Raw genomic sequence first — 20216 nt, 5'->3', positions numbered from 1 at the left:
AAAGGCTGGAATCCTTTGTAAATCAAGGGATTCCAGCCAATAAAAAAAGCGCGAGACGGGATTCGAACCCGCGACCCTCGCCTTGGCAAGGCGATACTCCACCACTGAGCCACTCGCGCATATATAACTGATTCAGTTAAAAGCAGGTGATGGGAATCGAACCCACGTATCTAGCTTGGAAGGCTAGTGTTCTACCATTGAACTACACCTGCATTCTGCTGATATGATCTCAGCAGTGCCCAGAGCCGGAATCGAACCAGCGACACGAGGATTTTCAGTCCTCTGCTCTACCAACTGAGCTATCTGGGCATCTATCCGCAGATTCTGAGGAACAATCCTGTTCTTCTTCATCATGCCGACAACGCTAATATTTTACCCAGTTTTTGCCCAATTGTCAAGTGAAAATACAAAAAATTATTTTTTATTTTTACCTTTTTTCAGATGATGGATTGAAACACTGACTATCCGCTTTGACGGGAGACAGTTAAAAACCACGGGGAAGTTATGGTTTTCCCCGCGGCCATGCACGCCTGTCACACATATTCCTTCCGTCCGCTGGCATCTGCAATCCCTTCTTCTTCGCGGTATTTGGCAACCGTCCTTCTGGAGATGGAGATACCGCGTTCAGCCAGCTTTTCGCCCAGCAGGCGGTCGCTGTAGGGCTTTTTCTTATCTTCGGCGTCTATGATTTCCCGAAGCGCCCGTTTGATGTCCGCGGCAGTGACGGCGGAGGCGTTATCCGGGTCAGCGGTATTTTCCTGGACAGAGACTTTGCGGGAGAAGAAAAAGTTCATAGGGTATACGCCCCAGGAACACTGGAGGTACTTCTTGCTTACAGCCCTGCTGACCGTGGACTCATGGATGTCCAGTTCCTGTGCAATGTCAGCCAGCTTCAGGGGCGCCAGATGGGAGGGACCGTAGGTAAAGAAGCCTTCCTGATGTTCCAGGATGGATTTGGAAACCTGCATCAGGGTCTTTCCCCTCTGGGTCACGCACTGCCTCACCCATTCCGCCTGGCGGATCTTGTTGCTCAGGTATTCCTTCAGTTCGGCAGAATCGGGGTTGCGGTTCATCTGGCTGTAGTAACTGTTAATCTCTATATTCGGGTACATGGACTCATTGAGAAGTATGTCAAAATGTTCCTTGAATTTAACAATGGTCACGTCCGGTATGATGTATCTGAGCTTTTCCCTGCTGCTGAAGGAGACTCCGGGTTTGGGGTTCAGCGACTTGATGATCTGGCAGTATCCGGCGGCCTCGGCCTGGGACAGGTGCAGCTTCCTTGCAATGGCGGGAATCTGGTTCCTGGCCACCATTTCCAGGCAGCCATTAATGATGGAACTGAGGACAGGGGTCAGCATCTGGCGCCGTTCCAGCTGAAGCGACAGGCATTCCTCCAGGTTCCTGGCGCAGACGCCTGCCGGGTCCAGCTGCTGGAGGGTATATAAAAGTCTTTCCACCACAGACAGGTCGGTCTGAAAGTAAGAAGCGATATCCTCCACGCCCTCCCCCAGGTAGCCTTTATTGTCCAGGGATTCCAGCATGAATTTAATCATGTCGGTTTCCAGGCTTGAAAAGTCCTCGGTAACCAGCTGGGACCACAGGTAATCCTGTAAGGTCTCGCCGTCGTCCGTGTTGATGTTCCAGCTGTTCTTAAAATCATAATCATCGTCATTATTCTGTCTCTGATAGAGGTAATAGTTCTCTTCATTAAAGGAATTCAGCCACTGCTGTTCCTCAATCGATTCCTTCTGCTGATTCCCGGCAGGAGGCTCCACGATATCAATCACAGGATTTTCCAATGCCAATTCATTAATATAGGTATTCAGCTCCTGAGAGGTCATCTGCAGAATCTCAGCCGACTGTATCATCCGCTGGGACAGGGTCTGTGTCTGCTTAACCTGCAGTTTTAAATCCATAACACTTCCTTCTTTCATCTTAAGTCCAATGTTTTTTTGACCATACAATTATATCACAGAAGCCTGTCCAGCACAATCAAAGACTTGAGATGCTTCAGCTATCCAGGTTCATGCCTTGCCATGGTTTTTAGATATCCGTTGATTGGAACAGAATGATATGGTAGGATAATAGTACGGATTCCGCCCCGCCCTTCTGGATGGGGATTCCATGTACGCACACTAAAACAGGAGGATTCTCCCGCCATGCTGTTCAGTTCAATGATATTTTTATGGCTGTTTCTGCCATGTGTCCTGATTCTCAACTTAATACTTCCCCCCAGGGCCGGAAACTGGTTCATGATTGCAGCCGGATTTATATTCTATGCCTGGGGTGAACAGGAGTACATCTGGGTGTTGCTGCTATCCCTTCTGGTCAATTACTGTGGCGCGCGGCTCATGGGGAAGGCTGCGGATTCACGGTCTCAAGGCTTTGGGTGCCGTCCCGCCGTCCTGATCCTGCTTCTGGTATTTAACCTGGGCTTTCTGGGATATTTTAAATATTTTGATTTTTTTACGGACCTACTGGGGAAATTGTCCGGCAGGCAGATCATGGCGCCCAGGAACCTGCTTCTGCCCATTGGCATATCCTTTTATACCTTTCAGATGATTTCTTATGTCATCGATGTATACAGAGGGGATATACCGGCTGAAAGCCGCCTGTCCCACCTGGCGCTGTATCTTTTATTTTTTCCGAAAATGATTCAGGGGCCTATTGTCCGCTATAGGGGCTTTGACGCATGTATCCATGACCGCCGTGTGACGCCTGAGACATTTGCCTATGGGGTCAGGCGCTTTATCTATGGACTTTCCAAGAAACTGATTCTTGCAAACCAGTTCGGAAGTGTGGTGGATAAGGTACTTTCCCATCCCATGGAGCAGATCAGCGGAGGGCTGGGCTGGTACATCGGGATTCTCTATACCCTTCAGATTTATTTTGATTTTTCAGGGTATTCCGATATGGCGGTGGGGCTGGGGAAAATGCTTGGCTTTAATCTGCCGGAGAATTTCAATTACCCGTATCTGGCGCGGAATGTGGGGGAGTTCTGGCGCAGGTGGCACATTTCCCTGTCCAGCTGGTTTAAGGACTACCTGTATATTCCGTTAGGCGGAAGCAGGAAGGGAACCATGCGCACCTGCCTGAACCTGATGATTGTATTCCTTTGCACCGGTTTCTGGCATGGGGCCGGGCTGTCCTTCATTGCCTGGGGCCTGTACTATGGCGTCCTGCAGGTGGCGGAACGGCTTTTCCTGAAAAAACGCCTGGAACATTTACCAGGAATCATAAGTTTCCTGTATATGTTCTTTGTCACGGTCATCGGATGGACCATGTTCCGGGCGGATTCCCTTACAAGAGGGGTCATGCTTCTTGGGCAGATGTTTGCCATGAGACCGGGGGTTTATGACATTTCCATGTTCATGACACATAAAACAACGGTATTCATGATGATTGGAATCGTGCTTTGCGGCCCGGCCCAGGCCCTGGCGCCAGGACTTAGGCGCCATATGACGGATGAGGAAGGCATTTCCCTTATGGAGGGAGCGGGGCTGATCCTGCTGTTTGCATACAGCATCGCGGTGGCTGTGGGCAGTACATATAATCCATTCATTTATTTCAGGTTTTAGGGCGTGTTTGAAAATTGCTTTCCGTTAGCTGTGCGTCCCACTTTGTGGGAGATTTGGTCCCGATGAGGGAGGCGTAGCGGGCTACGTTGACCGAATTGGGACCAAATATGCCGCGAAGTGGGGCGTGCAGATGGCGGGAATGAATTTTCAAACAGGCCCCAGGGCTTTTGGCCCAGTCCGGCAGGGAGGTTGGCATTGGATGAATAAGCGGATGAAAGCATATATATTTTCAGGCATGTTCCTGGCGATGATGGTGCTGCCACGTATTCTGTTTATTCCCTTGAAGGGATATGTGGATACGGAGAATTATGAGAACCGGGTTTATCAGGAGAAACCTGTGCTGGACATACAGGGACTTTCCCGGTATCCCGGCCTTTATGATGCTTACTTTAACGACCATCTGGCTTTTAAGAACCCGCTGGTGGCATTTGTGAAGCTGACGGATATCCGGGTGTTTGGCGAGGTGTCCTCGGATGCGGTGCTCATGGGGAAGGACGGGTGGATGTTTTACAAGTTAAAGGGGGAAATGGAGGACAGCCTGGCGGATTACCAGGGGACCAACCATTATTCAGAAGGACAGTTGGAGCAGTTTGCCGGTTTTTTGCGGTCGGCGGACAGGAATCTTGACAGCCGGGGAATAAAATTCATTTTATATATTGTCCCCAACAAGGAGCAGGTGTATAGTGAATACATGCCGTCTTCCATTAAGGTGGTGAATGAGGAATCCAGGGCGGACCTTTTATACGCCTATCTTAAGGAACATACGGATGCCGATGTGTATTATCCGCTGGAGTCATTCAGGCAGGCCAGCCAGAACTGGTGCCAGATTTACCGCAAATACGATACCCATTGGAATGATATGGGCGCCTTCCTGGCAGCGCGGATGCTGATTACGGATATCAGCCATGAAAAATTCGGCCCGGAGTCCTACATGGGATATACCATAGAGGACAGGGGAACTTTCAGCGGGGATTTGGCCGTCATGCTGAACCTTCAGAAATATTATGATGACGACCCGTTCCTGAAGGTGGCGGACTACCGTGAGGATATCACCTATTCCCTGGACTTCCAGAACCAGAGGGAGACAGTCACCCGTTACATTTCCGATGTACAGGATGAGGAACGGAACGTTCTTATATTCAGGGATTCCTTCGGCGTCCATATGGCGGAGTACTTTGCAAAGGAATATCCCCAGGTGACACTGATGGATTACCGTACGGAAGACTGCGCCGCCGCTGTCAGGGAGCTTAAGCCGGATGTTGTGGTGATTGAGGTGGCGGAGCGGTATACGGACTATATGTTTGGGCTGCTGGAAAGCCTGGGGGCTATGGTGTGGGAATGATTTACTAATAAAGGAGGATTTTATCATGCAATACAGGACAATGAGGTTTCAGAAGGCTGAGGACAAGGTGTCCCTGCTTGGGTTTGGATGCATGCGCTTTCCCAAGACGGAAAGCGGGGACATTGACCAGGAAAGGGCTGGGAAGATGCTGGACATGGCCCTGAAGGCCGGCGTGAATTACATAGACACGGCATATCCCTACCACGATGGGGAGAGCGAGCCGTTCCTGGGGCGGATACTGGCAAAGTATGCTAGGGATTCTTATTATCTGGCAACCAAGCTGCCGGTATGGCTGGTTAATACGGCGGATGAGGCGCAGGCTGTGTTCGATGAGCAGCTGGACCGCCTTCAGGTCAGCTATGTGGATTATTACCTGTTCCATGCCCTGAACCGTGAACGCTGGGAGAAGCTTAAAGGTTCCGGTATCATTGAGTGGGCGCAGCAGTTAAAACAGGAGGGGAAAATCCGCCATCTTGGATTCTCGTTCCATGATGATTATGAGGTTTTCAGGGAAATCATCACATACAGGCAGTGGGATTTCTGCCAGATCCAGTATAATTACATGGACAGGAACATCCAGGCAGGGGACCGGGGATATGAACTGGCAAGCAAGATGGGGATTCCCGTGATTGTCATGGAACCTGTAAAAGGCGGCATGCTGTCCGGGCTTCCCGGGGATGCGCAGGCAATCCTTGAGGCAGCAGATCCCGGGCGTACCCCTGCATCCTGGGCCTTGCGCTGGGTGGGCAGCCATCCTGGCGTGAAGCTGGTATTAAGCGGCATGTCCTCCGAGGAACAGCTGGAGGATAATATAAAGACCTTCAGCCCCTTCGTACCCTTGAGCAGGGAAGAGGAAAATATCATTGAACAGGCAGCCCAGGCCATACGGACGCGCATTAAGAACGGCTGCACGGCCTGCCGCTACTGCATGCCCTGCCCTGCCGGAGTGGATATACCGGGGAATTTCGCGATATGGAATGAAAAAGCCATGTATGATGTTGAGGAAAGGGCCAGGAAAGCATTTAAGGAAAAACAGGAAGCCGGCGCCGGGGCAGACCTGTGTATCCAGTGCGGGAAATGCGAGAAGGTCTGTCCTCAGGGGATTGGGATAAGGAAGGATCTGGCGGCTTTGGCGGCTGAACTGGGGGATGGGAATGCGGCTGAGCTGGGAGACGGAAATGCAGCGGAGTGAGAATGACGGAATAAGGATTTCAAAATAAGGATTTCAAGATAAGAAACCGGAGCAGGAATCTGGCGGTATCATACCATGCCAGAAACTGCTCCGGTTTTATTTCACCAGATTCATATTCAATCATATCCCAATCACATTCAATCACATGAAACCACATCCCAGCTCAATTCGTCAAAAACCCTTTCCCGATAATCTCGCTGGAATTCGATATCAGCATAAACGCCGTAGGCTCAATCCCGCGTATATAGTTGCGCAGCTTCAGGGCCTGGCTGCGCTTCATGGTGGTCATGATGACGGTCTTTTCGTTATGGGAAAATGCTCCCTGTGCGTGGTAGACCGTAGCGCTTCTGTGCAGCGTGTTAATGATGTAGTCACAGATGGGGTCCGGGTTATCACAGATGATATTGAAACATTTGCATAGGTTGATGTTCTGGATGACATCGTCAATCACAAGGGACTTGGCCGCAAGGCCAATGGTGGAGAACAGCCCTGTCTCCGGCCCGAATATAAAGAAGGAGGAAGCCACGGCAGCCACGTCCACCAGCATGAGGACGGTTCCGATATTAAGGCTGGTGTGCTTCTTTAATATCATGGCAATGATATCGGTCCCTCCGCTGGACGCCCCGATATTAAACAGGATGGCGGTGCCCACGGCCGGAAGGAAGATTGCAAATAAAAGCTCCAGCAGCGGTTCTTCTGTCAGGGGCCGGGCCAGGGGGCAGATGCGCTCCAGCATGGAAAGGCTGACCGACATAAGCATACTGGCATAAACCGTCTTAAGTCCGAATCCTTTTCCAAGGAAAATAAAGCCCAGCAGGAGCAGGGCCGTGTTCACAATGAATGTGAAATCGCCTGCAGACCAGCGGGTTGCCTCGCTGACCACGGTGGAAAAGCCTGTCACGCCTCCAAATGCAAAATGATTTGGAAATTTGAAAAAGTAAATCCCCACTACCATAATCCAGATACTTAAAGTAATGACACCATACTCGGCGGCCATGCGCCAGAATGGATTTTTCAGTTCTTTCATAATCCCTGCTTCCCGGACGCAGTTACGCAGGCCGGAAAGTTTACCCCCTTTGCGGTTTTGCCGCATTGATATTATCAGTCCAACCATATAATAAGCGGAAAGGGCCACAAGTGCAATCACATTTTTTGCTGAAATAGCTACAACCATGGGGCTGTAGCAAAAGGCGGGAGGAGGGGGATTCCCGGGATATCCGGGAGGGGGATATAAGGGAAATATGGAATTTGGTAAATTTGGGTAAAACACAGCATTTTGGGTATTTTTGTATAAATTCAGCTTGTAACCACAAGATATATGGTTTATAATGGGAACCGTGGCTCTGAAACGCGGCTGGGATCTGTGCGGTAAGGGTTATGTATGGAAGGAACATAAGGAGATAATAATGAGATTATGAATGATACGTATATAAACGCGGTGGTCCATGGGACCGGGAATCCGGGGCTTATGGAATGCCTTAGGGGAATAGAACGGGATTTTACAGGTGAAGGCTATGGGCTGGAGCTTTTATTTGAGCGCAGCAGGGCATTTGAAAAAGCGCATATGACTGCGGAGGAACACATGGAGGCGCTTATCAGGTCCGCGGCAGAACTGACCTCCAGGGAGGCGCCAAGGTGGGAGTTTGCAGCGGCCAGATTGAGGTATTGCCAGTTTGAACAGGAAGTAAAGGAGCGTCTTGGCACACTGGGCATTGCCTCCCTCTATGATAAGCTTGAATATCTGACAGACCAGGGGCTTTACGGGGCGTATATCCTGGAGAACTACAGCAGGGAGGAAATTGCACAGGCCCAGGGATTCATCCGTGAGGAGCGCAACTGCCTGTTCACCTATGCGGGGCTGGACCTGCTGCTGAAGCGCTATGTGATTCAGGACCGTGAGCGCCATGGTCTGGAGACACCCCAGGAAATGTATCTTGGGATTGCGCTGCACCTGGCCATGAAGGAAAAGAAAGATGTCAGGATGGAGTGGGTGCGCCGGTTCTATGACATGCTCAGCCAGATAAAGGCCACCATGGCCACACCTACCCTTTCCAATGCCAGGAAGCCATACCACCAGCTTTCCAGCTGCTTCATCGATACGGTGCCGGACAGCCTGGAGGGAATCTACCGAAGTGTGGATAACTTTGCCCAGGTCAGCAAATTCGGTGGAGGAATGGGCCTGTATTTTGGAAAGGTAAGGGCAACCGGCAGCAGCATACGCGGTTTTAAGGGGGCTGCGGGCGGGGTAATCCGCTGGATAAAACTGGTCAATGACACAGCCGTGGCCGTGGACCAGCTGGGGATGCGCCAGGGCGCTGCCGCGGTTTATCTGGACGCTTGGCATAAGGACCTGCCTGAGTTCCTTCAGCTGAGGACGAATAACGGGGACGACAGGATGAAGGCCCATGATATCTTCCCGGGGGTCTGTTACCCGGACCTGTTCTGGAAGCTTGCAGAGGAAAGCCTGGACCAGGACTGGTATCTCATGTGTCCTCATGAGATAGAGGCGGTCAAAGGTTACTGCCTGGAGGATTCCTATGGAGAGGAGTGGGAGGAACGGTACTGGGACTGCGTGAAGGACCAGCGCATTTCCAAACGCACGGTTCTGTTAAAGGATGTGGTGAGACTGATCCTTAAATCGGCAGTGGAAACAGGAACGCCCTTTGCCTTTAACCGCGATATAGTGAACAGGGCCAATCCCAACAGCCATAAGGGAATGATATACTGTTCCAACCTCTGCACCGAGATTGCCCAGAACATGTCGCCTGTGGAATCCGTGTCAACGGAAATCCTGAACCGGGAGGGCGACACCGTAATCGTGAATACCACCAGGCCGGGTGATTTTGTGGTGTGCAACCTGGCAAGCCTTTGCCTTGGCAATATCGATGTGACCAGCGACAGCGAGGTGGAGGAGATTGTGTCCACTGCCGTGCGTGCGCTGGATAATGTGATTGACCTGAACTTTTATCCCCTTCCCTACGCAAAAGTGACCAACGCACGCTACCGGAGCATCGGCCTGGGGGTTAGCGGGTATCATCATATGCTGGCAAAGCACAGGATCAGGTGGGAAAGCGAAGAGCACCTTGCATTTGCAGACCAGGTGTTTGAGCGGATTAATTATGCGGCCATCCGGGCCAGCAGCGCGCTGGGCGCGGAAAAGGGCAGCTATGAATATTTCGAGGGCAGCCAATGGCAGTCAGGGGAGTATTTTAAAAAGAGGGGATATGAAGGCGGACGATGGGATGGGCTGGCCGCGCAGGTGGCCGCACAGGGGATGCGCAATGCATGGCTGATGGCGGTGGCGCCTACCAGCAGCACCAGCATCCTGTCCGGGACAACCGCCGGCCTGGATCCTGTGATGAAGCGTTTCTTCCTGGAGGAAAAGAAAAATTCCATCATGCCAAGGGTGGCGCCTGAGCTGGATATAAGTACCTTCTGGCTGTATAAAAGCGCATACACCATTGACCAGACCTATACGGTGCGGGCAGCCGGGGTGCGCCAGCGCCACATCGACCAGGCACAGAGCGTGAACCTGTATATTACCAACGAATATACCATGCGCCAGCTGTTAAACCTCTATATCCTGGCCTGGGAACAGGGCGTCAAGACCATCTATTATGTGCGCAGCCAGTCCCTGGAGGTGGAGGAGTGCGAGAGCTGTTCCAGCTGAGTGCGGCAGGCTGGTGCGCAGTCCCAAGATTCATATACCATTATTAATAAGGAGCACGACATGACAGTTTTGAAGGCAAAATCCCTGTTTAACCCACAGGGGGACACGGATAAGAACAGCCGGAGGATGATTGGGGGCAATACCACCAATCTCAACGACTTTAACAATATGAAGTACACCTGGGCCAGCGCCTGGTACAGACAGGCCATGAATAATTTCTGGATACCGGAGGAGATTAACCTGAGCACGGATGTGAAGGATTACCGGAACCTGTCCGTGGCGGAGCGGGAGGCATTTGACAAGATACTCAGTTTCCTGGTATTCCTGGATTCCATACAGACAGCCAACCTCCCCTGTATCGGCCAGTACATAACGGCCAACGAGGTGAACCTGTGCCTGACCATACAGGGATTCCAGGAGGCGGTGCACAGCCAGAGCTACAGTTATATGCTGGATTCCATATGCAGCCCCGTGGAAAGGGACCGGATCCTTTACCAGTGGAAGGAGGATGGACACCTTCTGAAACGGAACACATTTATCGGGAACCTTTATAACGAGTTCCAGGAAAGAAAGGATGACATCACCCTCCTGCGGGTCATGATGGCTAATTACATCCTGGAGGGCATATATTTTTACAGTGGCTTCATGTTCTTCTACAACCTGGGCCGCAACGGGAAAATGCCGGGAAGCGTCCAGGAAATCCGCTACATCAACCGGGATGAGAATACCCATCTGTGGCTGTTCCGCAGCATGATAGGAGAACTTAAGAAAGAAGAACCGGGCCTGTTCACACCGGACAATGTGAAAATGCTGGAGGACATGCTAAGGGAAGGCGTGAGCCAGGAAATAGAATGGGGCTGTTATGTGATTGGGGATGAGGTGCCGGGACTGACAAAGGACATGGTATCGTCCTATATCAAATACCTGGGGAACCTGAGGTGGACCGGCCTGGGCTTTGAGCCGCTGTATGAAGGATATGAGAAGGAACCGGAATCCATGGCATGGGTGAACCAGTATTCCAATGCCAATATGGTAAAGACGGATTTCTTCGAGGCCAAGAGCACGGCCTATGCAAAGAGCGCGGCGATTATTGATGATCTGTAGGGAAGGTTTAAGGGCGCATAGGGGTTGAAGTATCTGTGCATTGTAGTAGAATGATAGGATGAAGCATTAGAAGTAATGGGAGGAATTGGGAAATGGAAAATGATGGGCTGAATCCGGAGGAAGCAAAGGCTGGAATTTGGGAATCGGACGCGGAGCATGGATTGGATGATGAGGCCTGGGACCTGGCCGGACAGCTGGTGGGGATTGACAGTTCAGACCCCGGCGCCTATGAAGGGCGGATTGAGGGATGGATAAAGGAATGGCTGGTACGCAAGATACAGATGGCGGGAGGAAGCCTGGCAGGACGGATGGAACTTAAGGAGCAGGAAGTACTTCCCGGACGCTTTAACCTGATGGCGCGCATACCGGGCAAATCCGAAAAACCGGGACTTACTTACATATGCCATATGGACACGGTGATGCTGGGAGATGGATGGAATGAGGATACGCCTGCCCTGGGAGCCGTGGTCACACAGGAGGACGGCGCGAAGCGGCTTTACGGAAGAGGGGCCTGCGATATGAAATCCGGGCTTGCCTGCGCCTTGACAGCATTTGCCCGGGCAGTGGAGCTGGTGGGGAAGAATGGGCAGCTTCCGGACAGGGCCTTTACCTTCATCGGAACCGTTGATGAGGAGGATTTCATGCGGGGCGTGGAGCGGGCCATACAGGATGGCTGGGTTTCTGCACAAGACTGGATACTGGATACAGAGCCTACGGACGGGCAGATCCAGGTGGCCCACAAGGGGCGGGCCTGGTTTGAGCTTACCATGGACGGAATCACGGCCCATGCCAGCAATCCATGGAAGGGCGCGGACGCGATTGCAGCCATGGCAGAGGCGGTCAGCTTCATCAGGAAGTCCGTCGCGGCCTGTCCGTCCCACCATGACCTTGGGGTTTCCACCGTGACCTTTGGACAGATAACCGGAGGCTACCGCCCGTATGTGGTGCCGGATACCTGTAAGGTGTGGATTGATATGAGGCTGGTGCCGCCCACGGACACCAGGGCCGCGGAGCGGATCGTGAAGCAGGCCATAGAACTGGCGCAGCAGGAAGTCCCCGGCGTGAAAGGCCATTATGTCATAACAGGCGACCGTCCCTATGTGGAGAAGGACGATGGTTCCCTGCTCCTTGGGCATCTGAAGCAGGCCTGCGATGAGGTGACCGGCATGGATACTGTCATCGGGGCGTTTAACGGTTATACGGACACGGCTGTCATTGCCGGGACCCTGGGGAACCATGACTGTATGTCCTATGGGCCGGGAAGCCTGGAACTGGCCCATAAGCCCAATGAGTATGTGCCTTATGAGGATGTGTGCAGGTGCAGGCGGGTGCTGTGGCGGCTGGTGGAGCGGACGGTTTTCTAGAGCGTGCTTGAAAATTCATTCCCGCTATCTGCACCCCCCACATCGCGGCATATTTGGTCCCGATTCGGTCAACGTAGCCCGCTACGCCTCCCTCATCGGGACCAAATCTCCCACGAAGTGGGACGCACAGCTGACGGAAAGCAATTTTCAAACACGCTCTAGGGCCTGTTTATCTGCGGTTCATATACCTCCACAGTGTGGTCCGGCTGATCCCAAGCTGTTTTGCTGCCGCGCTTTGGTTGCCGTTGTTCTGGGACAGTACCTGTCCGATTATATCGCAGGTAATCTCGTCCAGGGTACGGTTTATATCCAGGCCTGTATGGCGGGTCTCCTCTGTCTGGCCGGAGCCGGTAAAGGAGGAGGCCCTTTCCTTTTCTAAAAGTGACCTGACGTCACGGGCGCTTATATACGGTGTGGAGGTAATGACTGCCAGTTCATTGATGACCCGCTTGAACTGGGTGTAGTTATACGGCCAGTCATATGCCTCCAGCAGTGCCATGGCCTCCGGTTCGAACCCGATGATCTGGCGGGCCAGCTCCACGTTCAGGTTCCCAAGGTACAGGCTTGAAATGGTGGGGAGTTCCTCCATCCGTTCACGCAGGGGCGGCAGATGGATGGTCATGCAGGAGAGCAGGTTGACAAATTCCCTGGCAGCAGACGGCAGGGCGGTCTGGCTGGCGCTGACACAGGAGAATATAAGCCGGTTCCGCTTGTCCAGGTTCATGTCCAGTATGATGGACAGAAGCTGTTTGCGCCGTTCCGAGGGAAGCTCCTCGATATTTTTAAAATATATCGTATTGTTGTTATCATTTAACGGTGAGTTGTAATGATTGGTTAAAAAGCCCCAGCTCTTGTCATTGACAAGACTGCAGTTAATGGCGATAAGCGGATTGTGCTGCAGGGAGCTTTGTGCATAGATGGCCCGGGCAATCTGTTCCTTTCCCGTGCCCTCCTCGCCTGAAATCATAACCGGAAAGCTGCTCTGGCTGATCTGCTCCACCGTATTCCTTAAACCCTGCATGGAGCCTGTGATACTGTAGAAACTGTTGTAAAAATGCTGTTCCGCCTCCCGCTTGTTGGAAAACAGGATGCCGTATTTGCTGGTGGCCATGGGTACCTTGGTGGATGACACGTAAAACACGGCGTAACGGTGCAGGGACTTTTCAATCACACGGCTGTTGATGGAGAACAGGTTGCCGTCAATGTTGCGGAATGCCTTGTAATTATCCCCGTTCAGTGTCTCGGGTATCTCCCTGCGCAGGATATCGGTGATTTCAGAATCATCGTTGTCCCAGGTGGTGAAGTACAGGTTCTGCTTTTCATCAAACACAAACGTATAGGAATTTTCCCCGCGGATGATTTCGCCCAGAAGGGAATTCTCCTCTTTGATATTGGCATAGCTGATGCAGAGCTTGTATGCCTGGTCAAATGCATTCTCGATGCTTTCGTTGCCCGAGGTAATAAGGATGGAATTCAGCCCCAGCTTTTTTGCGGTTGTATTGGCAATCATGTCACACAGGATCATGCGGCATCCGTTCTTCTTTAAATCCCGCAGGGTGGATTCCACTTCATTTTCATTGTGTATGGTCACGATGTCTATCTTATATTGCAGCAGGTCGCAGAGCAGGTGGGCACTGCTGGTAATGCTGGGGAACCCGACCACGGCATACTTGTCGGAATAATTCTCAGCCAGCTTCATGGCCCTCAGTATATCATAGACGGACAGGCTGATTTCGATGACAGGTATATGGGTCACCTTGCCAATCATTTCCGCTGTGCCGCCCCGCGATATGATGACGTCATAGTTTCCCTGGATATTCTTCTGGGCGATATCAACCCCCTTTTTTAAATCCCCCACATACACATCCATTTCCATCTGAGGCCTTTTCCGGGCCAGCTTTTCCATCACATTTTTCATTGCTTCATAAGGGGCGATTCCAAGGACTTTAATCTTAGGCGATTCCATATAAGCACCTCCACTGTTTCTATCTGAAACAAGTGTAACATAATTGAACATATAAATCCAGGGGTAGAATTAAAATGTTTCATATATGAACATAAAAGACGAGAAAAGCAGTTGAAAACCCAGCCGATATTTAGTAAACTGAAACAGAACTAAGAGAGAAACAATAAAAAACTAAACCTGTATGTTCATAAATGCAACATACGGGGACTGGCGGTGATTGAGTGATAACCTTACTGATAATAGCGGATGATTTTACAGGTGCTCTGGATACGGGAGTCCAATTCGCGGCGGCTGGCACCGTTGTGAGGGTGGTTACGGATATCCGGTATGATTACAGGAAGGCGGACGAGGGGGTCAGGGTCCTGGTGATGGATGCCGAGACAAGGCATCTTGACAGCAGGGATGCTTATGAAGTGGTGTGGAATATCACAAAGAGGGCCATGGCCTGCGGCATACCATTTATTTATAAGAAGACAGACTCGGCATTACGGGGGAATATCGGCAGTGAGCTGACCGCGCTCTTAGACGCATCCGGTCAGGACATCCTTCCTTTCATTCCTGCATTTCCACAGATGGGCAGAACCACAAGGGAAGGAATCCATTACATAAATGATGTTCCTGTAAAGGACAGCGTATTTGGGAAAGACCCCTTTGAGCCGGTCACCTGTTCATTCGTACCTGATATCATCCATCAGCAGAGCAACATCCGGGTTGAAGTGATTAAGGAAGAAGATGGGGACGGCAATAAGGCCCTGATGGAAGATGGGCAGGCACCGGACGATGGTCCGCTGTCACGCATAGCTGTATATGATGCACGGTCACAGGAGGGCCTGACAGCCGCCGCTTTGGACCTGTACCGTAAAGGCCGGTTGTCGGTCATGGCCGGGTGCGCGGGATTTGCATCGGTATTGCCTGGACTTTTGGGCCTGGAGGGCCGGGAATCCTATGCGCCGGAATTCATACCCAGGTTCCTGGCAGCCTGCGGAAGCGTGAATCCCATTACAAAAAAACAGCTGGATTATGCGGAGGAACATGGATTCACCAGAATACGGCTGACACCCAGGCAAAAGCTGGACAGGGGATACTGGAAGACAGATGAGGGGCAGGCAGTGCTGAAGAAATGGATGCTGCAATGCCGGCTGGAACGCAGGTCCATCCTTGACAGCAATGATTACGACGGGACGGATGAGACCATGGAATATGCCAGGGAAAAGGGCATCAGCCTGGATGAGGTGAGGACCAGGATTGCGGATTCCATGGGTTATATCCTTAAGCATATGGTGGAACGCGGTCTCAACAGTACGCTTTTGATAACAGGAGGCGACACGCTTCTGGGATTCATGAATCAGATAAAGGTCTGTGAGATGGAACCGGTCTGCGAGATGGCGCCGGGAACCGTGCTGTCACGCTTTAAGATTAATGATAATATGTATCAGGTCATATCCAAGTCAGGCGGCTTTGGGACAGAGGACCTGCTGGTACAGCTGGCGGATACGATATTGTATAAGAAAGAGAGGGTATTATGCTGACACAGTATACATTAAAGATGCCTCATGTGGTTTACAGCGGTGAGGGAGCCTTGGACCATATCAAGGAGATTGCCGGGACATGTGCCGGGAAAGCAGTTGTGTTCAGTGACAAGGGAATCATGGCTGCCGGACTCCTTGAGAAACCATTATCCCTGCTAAAGGAGGCGGGGGTAGGATATTCGGTCTTAGACGGACTGCCTGCAGAGCCTGACTGTGATGAGGCCCAGAAGGTCATTGATGCCTTTAAGGCTGAGAAGGCCGGACTTATTATAGCAGTGGGCGGTGGAAGCGTGATGGATATCGCGAAGCTGGCCTCGGTCCTGGCAACGGACGCATACACGGTCAGGGATTTGCTTGATGATCCCTGTCTTGCAAAGAAATGCGTCCCAACCCTCATGATACCCACCACGGCAGGGACTGGTTCCGAAGCAACCCCCAACAGCATTGTGGCGGTTCCTGAGAAGGAGCTGAAGGTAGGGATTGTCAACGATGCGATGATAGCTGACTATGTAATCCTGGACGGGGAAATGATTAAAAACCTTCCAAGGAAAATCGCGGCAGCCACGGGTGTGGACGCCCTTGCCCATGCGATTGAGTGTTATACTTCCAATAAGGCCAATCCCTTCAGCGATACATTTGCACTGGAAGCCCTGGATTTAATCCTTACCAATATAGAAAGGGCGTGTGATGACCCCGATGCCCTGGATGCCAAAAACGCCATGCTCATAGCCGCCTTCTATGCGGGCGCAGCCATAACCGCATCAGGAACAACGGCAGTTCATGCACTGTCCTATCCCCTGGGAGGAAAGTACCATATACCCCATGGCGTTTCCAATGCCATGCTCCTGGTACCGGTGATGAAGTTTAACGAACCGGCCTGCAGGGACAGATTCGCGGCAGCCTATGACCGGATAGCCGGAGGCAAAGGCATGCCCCAGAGGACACCGGAGGAAAAGTCGGCCTGGATCATACGCCGTCTGGACGAGATAGTAACCCATCTTGAGATACCGTCCAGCCTCAGGGAGTACGGGGTTGGGGACCAGGACCTGGATGCACTGGTGGAGGCAGGCATGGACGTCAAGCGGCTTCTGGTGAATAATATGCGGGAAGTCACCCCTGAGGATGCCAGGAAACTGTATATGGAAATCATGTAAAATGCGGGAATACAAAGAATACATGTAAAATGAAGGAATACAAAGATACATGTAAAATGCAGGAATAAAAAGGTACATGTAAAATGCAGGAATACAAAGATGCATGTAAAATGTTGGAATAAAGAAATACATGTATAATGTTGGAATAAAAAGAACAGCAGGATTTGGCATAGAAGGAGGAGGAACAACAGGATGAAAAAGGTGGAAATCAAGGGAATCATCCCGCCGATCATTACGCCCATGAATGAGGACGAGACCATCAATGAGGCAGAACTGAGGAACCAGGTCAACCGCCAGATAAAGGGAGGCGTCCACGGCCTGTTCCCATTTGGGACGAACGGGGAGGGATACATATTAAGCGAGGCGGAAAAAGAGCAGGTCCTGGGCATTGTGATAGATGAGACAAAGGGACGGGTTCCGGTCTATGCGGGAACCGGGTGCATCAGCACAAAGGATACCATCCGCCAGTCCAGGATGGCGCAGTCCCTGGGAGCGGATGTGCTCTCCATCATTACCCCGTCCTTTGCCGCGGCGTCCCAGAATGAGCTGTATGAGCACTACCGTGCAGTGGCAGAGGCAGTGGATATGCCCATTGTCCTCTACAATATACCGGCCAGGACCGGCAATGCCCTGGCGCCGGCAACGGTTGCCCGTCTAAGCAGGATAGAAAATATTGTAGGGGCCAAGGACAGCTCCGGCAATTTTGACAATATGCTCCAGTACATTGAACAGACCAGGGAAAGCGACGGCTTCGCCGTGCTGTCCGGCAATGATTCCCTGATACTCTGGAACCTCCTGGCAGGGGGGACGGGCGGCATCGCAGGATGTGCAAACGTATTTCCGGAGGTGATGGCGTCCATCTACGATTACTTTGTGGCAGGCGATATGGAAAATGCCAGAAAGGCCCAGGACAGCATCCGTTCCTTCCGCGCATGCTTCCGGTTCGGCAATCCCAATACCATTGTAAAGACAGCGGTGGCGCTTTTGGGATATCCGGTAGGAAAATGCAGGGCGCCGTTTAACCAGGTGCCGGAAGAGGGCATTGAGGCGTTAAAGAAGGTGCTGGCTGAAAACCATGAGAAAGGGATGTGCTGACAGATATGGATGAGCGTCTGATAATTGGGATTACAATGGGGGACCCGGCCAGTATAGGACCGGAGATTACGGTAAAGGCCCTGGCCAACAATGGGATTTATGACAAATGCCGTCCGCTGGTCATCGGGGATGCGGGCGTGATGGAGGCAGCAGTTAAAATTGTGGGAAAAGAGGATGTCAGGATACATCCGGTCCATTCCGTAGAAGAGGCCCTGTTCCAGGCAGGTACCATAGATGTGTATGATATGGATCTGGTGGACATGGATAAGCTGGAACGTGGAAAGGTATCCGTGATGGCCGGGGAGGCCGCGTTCCGTTACGTGGAAAAGGTGATACAGATGGCCATGGCCGGGGAGGTTGACGGCACGGTCACCAATGCCTTTAATAAAGAAGCCATCAACATGGCCGGACATCATTACTCAGGCCATACCGAAGTGTATGCGGATATGACAGGAACCAAAAAATATACCATGATGCTGGCCCATGAGAATATCCGGGTAGTGCACGTATCTACCCATGTATCCCTGCGGGAAGCCTGTGACCGGGTGAAGAAGGAACGGGTGCTGGAGGTCATACGCATTGCATACCAGGCCTGCAGGGACCTGGGGCTGGAACAGCCAAGAATCGGCGTGGCAGGCCTTAACCCCCACAGCGGGGAGAACGGCCTCTTCGGCAGGGAGGAGATTGACGAGATCATCCCGGCGATTGAAGCTGCCAAGGCAGAAGGAATCCAGGCAGAAGGCCCGGTTCCGCCGGATACAATCTTTTCAAAAGCCAGAGGCGGGTGGTATGATATGGTGGTGGCCATGTATCATGACCAGGGACATATCCCGCTGAAGGTAATTGGCTTCGTATATAATCAGGAACAGCAGAAATGGGATGCGGTCGCGGGTGTTAACATAACGTTGGGGCTTCCCATCGTAAGGGCCAGCGTGGACCACGGAACCGCATTTGACCAGGCGGGCCAGGGAATCGCAAATGAGTTAAGTCTGATAAATGCCATTGATTACGGCATTCGTCTTTCAAAAAGCAATAAAGCAAAAACTGCAAAAAGAACAATAGACGGAGGGTTAAGTAAATGAAAAAGACAATGAAGAAATTATTCGCATTCGGTATGGCAGGTGTGATGGCAGCAGGACTGACAGGCTGTTCCGGTTCAACCCAGGAAACCACTGTGGCTGCTTCGGTGACAGAAGCACAGGCTGACACGCAGGCCGGGGAAAGCGCGGCCAGCCAGACAGGCGGCGCCTATACGGTAACGGAACCGGTTGAGATTACATTTGCAACCCAGGACGTAGGAACCACGGCATATGTATATGCGTCCACGATGGCAAACCTGTTTACGGATGCATTTCCCAATGGTTCTGTCATTGATGTGACCACCACATCCCCAGGCGGCGTGGGTTCCCCTGTGATTCTTGAAAATAACCAGTGTAATGTGACAATCAGCAACGGCGCTCCTGCCAAGTGGGCATGCGAGACAGGAATCCTTGGGAATCCGCCCACAGAAAATGTAAGAGGCCTTGCAGGCGGCCTGGACAAGGCAATCCTCAACGTCATCTTTACCCAGTCATTTGTGGATAAGACAGGCATCACGACGGTTGAGGAGCTGGTTGCCCAGAAGTATCCGGTCCGCATAGCAGTTAAATCCTCCGGCGCATTCGGGGAGCTGGCCTGCAATAAGGTGCTGGAAGTGCTTGGGGTGAGCTACGAGGATGTTGAGTCCTGGGGAGGAAGCGTTACCCAGACAGGTTCAGATGCAATTGTCAGCCTGTTAAAGGATGGCAAGGCAGATATGACGATTGACCATATCGCGCCGGGACAGTCCGCCACATCCGAACTGTGTATGACAGCAGATATGTATTTCCCTCAGTTAAGTGACGATACCCTGGAAAAGCTGACAAAAGAAGGCTTTGACTATACCGTCATTCCGGCAGGAACCTGGTCAGGCCAGGACGCGGAAATCAAAACAGTCGGTTCCCCGCAGGTAATCCTTGTATCCGCTGAGCTGGATGATGCCACTGTATATACAATGACAAAGGCCCTGTGTGAGAACACACAGACACTTGTGAACGCAAGCGCCGCCCTGGAGGCATTTGATCCTGAGACTGCATGGGAGCCCATTAAGCTGGGCGCTCCAATCCATCCAGGCGCTGAGGCTTATTATAAGGAAATGGGTTATATGGAATAAATGACATTTGTCTGACAGAAAGGGGCAA

The 20216-nt window shown here is 51.8% G+C and carries 14 protein-coding genes, 3 tRNA genes and 2 pseudogenes; 12 read left to right on the top strand and 7 right to left on the bottom strand.

Annotated features, from left to right (window positions below; translation table 11 throughout):
- Positions 1-47 precede the first annotated feature (47 nt).
- From MCJ35_RS22160 to rpoN, 4 genes are all read right to left on the bottom strand, one after another.
- A tRNA-Gly gene (locus tag MCJ35_RS22160) sits at positions 48-119 on the bottom strand.
- Between the two features lie 22 nt (positions 120-141).
- Positions 142-212, bottom strand: a tRNA-Gly gene (locus MCJ35_RS22155).
- Between the two features lie 24 nt (positions 213-236).
- Positions 237-309, bottom strand: a tRNA-Phe gene (locus MCJ35_RS22150).
- A 224-nt stretch (positions 310-533) separates the two neighbouring features.
- Positions 534-1919, bottom strand: coding sequence for an RNA polymerase factor sigma-54 (gene rpoN / locus MCJ35_RS22145; RefSeq protein WP_025485234.1), 1386 nt, complete (start codon positions 1917-1919; stop codon positions 534-536).
- 243 nt (positions 1920-2162) lie between these two features.
- Here rpoN and MCJ35_RS22140 point away from each other — a divergent pair, with 243 nt between their 5' ends.
- A complete protein-coding gene (locus MCJ35_RS22140) occupies positions 2163-3581 on the top strand; it encodes an MBOAT family O-acyltransferase (RefSeq protein ID WP_025485235.1) in 1419 nt (472 codons plus the stop codon).
- Here the strand turns inward: MCJ35_RS22140 and MCJ35_RS32295 are convergent.
- Positions 3571-3672, bottom strand: a pseudogene (locus tag MCJ35_RS32295) (DUF6783 domain-containing protein); the annotation flags it as partial. The gene MCJ35_RS22140 and the pseudogene MCJ35_RS32295 sit on opposite strands and share 11 nt — an antisense overlap.
- 108 nt (positions 3673-3780) lie before the next feature.
- Here MCJ35_RS32295 and MCJ35_RS22135 point away from each other — a divergent pair.
- A complete protein-coding gene (locus MCJ35_RS22135; protein ID WP_025485236.1) occupies positions 3781-4923 on the top strand; it encodes an alginate O-acetyltransferase AlgX-related protein in 1143 nt (380 codons plus the stop codon).
- Between the two features lie 25 nt (positions 4924-4948).
- A complete protein-coding gene (locus tag MCJ35_RS22130) occupies positions 4949-6115 on the top strand; it encodes an aldo/keto reductase (RefSeq protein WP_025485237.1) in 1167 nt (388 codons plus the stop codon).
- Between the two features lie 163 nt (positions 6116-6278).
- Here MCJ35_RS22130 and MCJ35_RS22125 read toward each other — a convergent pair whose 3' ends face one another.
- A complete protein-coding gene (locus MCJ35_RS22125; protein WP_025485238.1) occupies positions 6279-7142 on the bottom strand; it encodes a YitT family protein in 864 nt (287 codons plus the stop codon).
- A 387-nt stretch (positions 7143-7529) separates the two neighbouring features.
- Between MCJ35_RS22125 and MCJ35_RS22120 the strand changes: the two genes are divergently transcribed.
- The 4 genes and pseudogenes from MCJ35_RS22120 to MCJ35_RS32290 all read left to right on the top strand — a co-directional run.
- Positions 7530-9785: a ribonucleoside-diphosphate reductase subunit alpha gene (locus MCJ35_RS22120; RefSeq protein WP_025485239.1), complete on the top strand. Its 2256-nt coding sequence runs from the start codon at positions 7530-7532 to the stop codon at positions 9783-9785.
- 60 nt (positions 9786-9845) lie between these two features.
- Positions 9846-10889 (top strand): ribonucleotide-diphosphate reductase subunit beta, encoded by a 1044-nt coding sequence (locus MCJ35_RS22115; RefSeq protein ID WP_025485240.1) that lies wholly within the window; start codon positions 9846-9848, stop codon positions 10887-10889.
- 92 nt (positions 10890-10981) lie between these two features.
- Positions 10982-12253, top strand: coding sequence for a M20 family metallopeptidase (locus tag MCJ35_RS22110; RefSeq protein ID WP_025485242.1), 1272 nt, complete (start codon positions 10982-10984; stop codon positions 12251-12253).
- Positions 12141-12368, top strand: a pseudogene (locus MCJ35_RS32290) (DUF6783 domain-containing protein); the annotation flags it as partial. The gene MCJ35_RS22110 and the pseudogene MCJ35_RS32290, both read left to right, overlap by 113 nt.
- A gap of 54 nt (positions 12369-12422) precedes the next feature.
- Here MCJ35_RS32290 and MCJ35_RS22105 read toward each other — a convergent pair.
- Complete coding sequence (locus MCJ35_RS22105) at positions 12423-14219, bottom strand: sigma-54-dependent transcriptional regulator (RefSeq protein WP_025485244.1); 1797 nt, start codon at positions 14217-14219, stop codon at positions 12423-12425.
- Between the two features lie 221 nt (positions 14220-14440).
- Between MCJ35_RS22105 and MCJ35_RS22100 the strand changes: the two genes are divergently transcribed.
- The 5 genes from MCJ35_RS22100 to MCJ35_RS22080 all read left to right on the top strand — a co-directional run bounded on the left by MCJ35_RS22100 (position 14441) and on the right by MCJ35_RS22080 (position 20188).
- Positions 14441-15748 carry a four-carbon acid sugar kinase family protein gene (locus MCJ35_RS22100; RefSeq protein WP_025485245.1) on the top strand — a complete coding sequence of 436 codons (1308 nt, stop codon included), beginning with the start codon at positions 14441-14443 and terminating at the stop codon, positions 15746-15748.
- Positions 15742-16902: an iron-containing alcohol dehydrogenase gene (locus tag MCJ35_RS22095; RefSeq protein ID WP_025485246.1), complete on the top strand. Its 1161-nt coding sequence runs from the start codon at positions 15742-15744 to the stop codon at positions 16900-16902. The genes MCJ35_RS22100 and MCJ35_RS22095 overlap by 7 nt, the downstream gene beginning before the upstream one ends.
- 192 nt (positions 16903-17094) lie before the next feature.
- The gene (dapA, locus tag MCJ35_RS22090; protein WP_008720275.1) at positions 17095-17997 is read left to right on the top strand and encodes a 4-hydroxy-tetrahydrodipicolinate synthase; all 903 of its coding nucleotides are present in this window, start codon (positions 17095-17097) and stop codon (positions 17995-17997) included.
- A 35-nt stretch (positions 17998-18032) separates the two neighbouring features.
- Positions 18033-19079 carry a 4-hydroxythreonine-4-phosphate dehydrogenase PdxA gene (gene pdxA / locus MCJ35_RS22085; protein WP_025485248.1) on the top strand — a complete coding sequence of 349 codons (1047 nt, stop codon included), beginning with the start codon at positions 18033-18035 and terminating at the stop codon, positions 19077-19079.
- Positions 19076-20188 carry a TAXI family TRAP transporter solute-binding subunit gene (locus MCJ35_RS22080; RefSeq protein WP_025485250.1) on the top strand — a complete coding sequence of 371 codons (1113 nt, stop codon included), beginning with the start codon at positions 19076-19078 and terminating at the stop codon, positions 20186-20188. Before pdxA ends, MCJ35_RS22080 begins: the two co-directional genes overlap by 4 nt.
- Positions 20189-20216 lie beyond the last annotated feature (28 nt).

Origin of the sequence: Enterocloster sp. OA13 (assembly GCF_022440595.1) — a bacterium.
Classification (GTDB): Bacteria; Bacillota; Clostridia; order Lachnospirales; family Lachnospiraceae; genus Enterocloster; species Enterocloster hominis.
The sequence above is the reverse complement of the archived record's forward strand: the minus strand, read 5'-3'. Positions and strand labels throughout refer to the sequence as shown.